Origin of the sequence: Tianweitania sp., assembly GCF_032053605.1 — a bacterium.
In the GTDB taxonomy this organism is placed as follows: domain Bacteria; phylum Pseudomonadota; class Alphaproteobacteria; order Rhizobiales; family Rhizobiaceae; genus Tianweitania.
Map to the genome: position 1 here is coordinate 1 of NZ_DAMBUH010000059.1, position 2,084 is coordinate 2,084.

The window sequence follows — 2,084 nt, forward strand, 5'->3', positions numbered from 1 at the left end:
CCCTCGTGCCGACTTCCTCGCCGATATAAAGCATCGGCGCTTCGTCGCGCTCGCCCTCGCCGATCACCACCGTGCCGTTGATCGGCAGGCGGTTGAGTTCGGAACGCATGGCGTCCACCGCCGCCTGGTCGGCAGCCTTCTCATCGCCGCGCCCGCGCAAACGCGCGGCAGCCACGGCGGCGCGCTCGGTGACGCGAACGAGTTCAAGCGTGAGGATGCGGTCGAGGCCGGCAGATTTTGCCATCGTACGGACTTCCCAAAGGAGCTAAGCGCCACCCCGTGTGGCCGCCGCTATGAAAGCTGGTTGTGGCGCAGGCCCGTGTTCGCTTCAAGAGCTACGGCAGCGCCGTTTAGGGTCCGCAGCCCAATTCATCTAATCGGCTGCGCTTCCTTCGTCGAAGCCGAGCAGGTTCCAGCTTTGCACCATATGCGGTGGCATGTCGGCTGTTACATCGATGGAGCCGCGATCTGGATGCGGGATGACGATCCGCCTTGCATGCAGATGTAAGCGGTTCTGCAACCCTCCCGGAAACTCCCAGTTCTGATCTGCCTCGAAATATTTGGGGTCGCCGATGATCGGGCAGCCTAGTTCCACGGCATGCACGCGCAACTGGTGGGTGCGGCCGGTGTAGGGCTCCATCTCCAGCCAGCTCAATTGCTGACCTGCCTGCTCGACGATGCGGTAATTGGAGATGGCGTGGTCGGCGCCCTTCTCACCATGTTTGGCGATGCGCATGCGGTCGCCATCCGGCGTCGTTTCCCGCACCAGCCATGAGGAGATACGCCCTTCGCGCTGCTTCGGCACGCCCTTGACGAGGGACCAGTAGGTCTTCTGCGTTTCGCGGTGTTTGAAGGACTCTGCCAGCTTCATCGCAGCGAGCCGAGAACGCGCGACAACAAGGACGCCGGACGTATCGCGGTCGAGGCGATGAACAAGGCGGGGCTTTTCGCCCTTCTTGTTGCGCCAGGCTTCCAACATGCCATCGACGTGACGGGACACGCCCGATCCGCCCTGCACCGCCAAACCCGCGGGCTTGTTGAACACGAACACCTTGTCGTCTTCATGGATCAGCATCTTGGCAAGAAGGTCGCCGTCATCCTGGCCACGGATGGTGCGCGCGGTCAGCGGACCGCCGGTGCCCTTCTCGTCAATGCCAAGCGGCGGAATGCGGATCGACTGGCCGGGCTGAATGCGTGTGTCGGCCTTGGCGCGGCTGCCATCGATGCGAACCTGGCCGGAGCGCAGCAGCTTTTGAAGGTGGCCAAAGCCGAGCCCAGGATAATGGGACTTGAACCAGCGATCGAGACGCATGCCCGCCTCGCCCGCATCCACCGATTTTACTTCAACGCCTGCCATACTTCACGCTCTGTTTGAACCGCAGATAGCATCACGGCAGGATGCGCGCGACCCACAATCCCGCAAACACTGCAATCAGGGACACGATGACGCTCAGCGCCGCATAGCCGAAGGCCCCGACGACATCGCCACGTTGCCAGAGCGTCGCAAAATCAAGCGAGAAGGCCGAGAAGGTCGTGAACCCGCCAAGCACGCCGGTGGCCACGAACAGACGCAAGGCATCCGATGTTCCGCTGCGCCGCGACAGCCAGCCGATGAACAGCCCCATCACGAGCGAGCCCACGACGTTGATGAGGATCGTCCACCACGGAAATGCCAAAGCGGAGATGCGGGTGCTGCCGGTGTTCACGAGATGCCGCAGCGACGCCCCGATCGCACCGCCCGCGGCTACAAGAAGAAGGTTTATCATCAGCGTTGTTCGTTTCTCTGTGCCGGCACTAGGCTTGTCTTACACGATAGGAGTGTGTGGGGCATCCGAAGTGGCACGATCCTGGCGCAGCGCCATACTGTCAAAGAACACGCTCCAACGGTTCGCACGCCAGCAGCAGGCACAGGTTTCCGCCTTCCCGCGCGCTAGGCTTGGGAAGCGGACGCGAAACCCCGCGCCTTTGATGATTTTAGATACGGCGCGGGTGGTTTCGCGTCCGTCGGTGTTCTTGCCGCGGCACCGGTGGGCTGTTCGGGTGGCTTTCCCCCTGGAAAGGTCCGAAACAGGCTGAACCGGCTC

At 62.5% G+C, this 2,084-nt stretch carries 3 protein-coding genes; all 3 read right to left on the reverse strand.

Going from position 1 to position 2,084, the window contains the following annotated elements; genetic code table 11:
• A partial coding sequence (locus RTX98_RS13405) for a fructose-bisphosphatase class II (protein ID WP_312797177.1) occupies positions 1-244 on the reverse strand: 244 nt, incomplete at its 3' end.
• Positions 245-373: 129 nt separating this feature from the next.
• A complete protein-coding gene (locus RTX98_RS13410) occupies positions 374-1,357 on the reverse strand; it encodes an RluA family pseudouridine synthase (RefSeq protein ID WP_312797179.1) in 984 nt (327 codons plus the stop codon).
• Positions 1,358-1,388: 31 nt separating this feature from the next.
• The gene (crcB, locus tag RTX98_RS13415) at positions 1,389-1,766 is read right to left on the reverse strand and encodes a fluoride efflux transporter CrcB (RefSeq protein WP_312797180.1); all 378 of its coding nucleotides are present in this window, start codon (positions 1,764-1,766) and stop codon (positions 1,389-1,391) included.
• Positions 1,767-2,084: the final 318 nt, after the last annotated feature.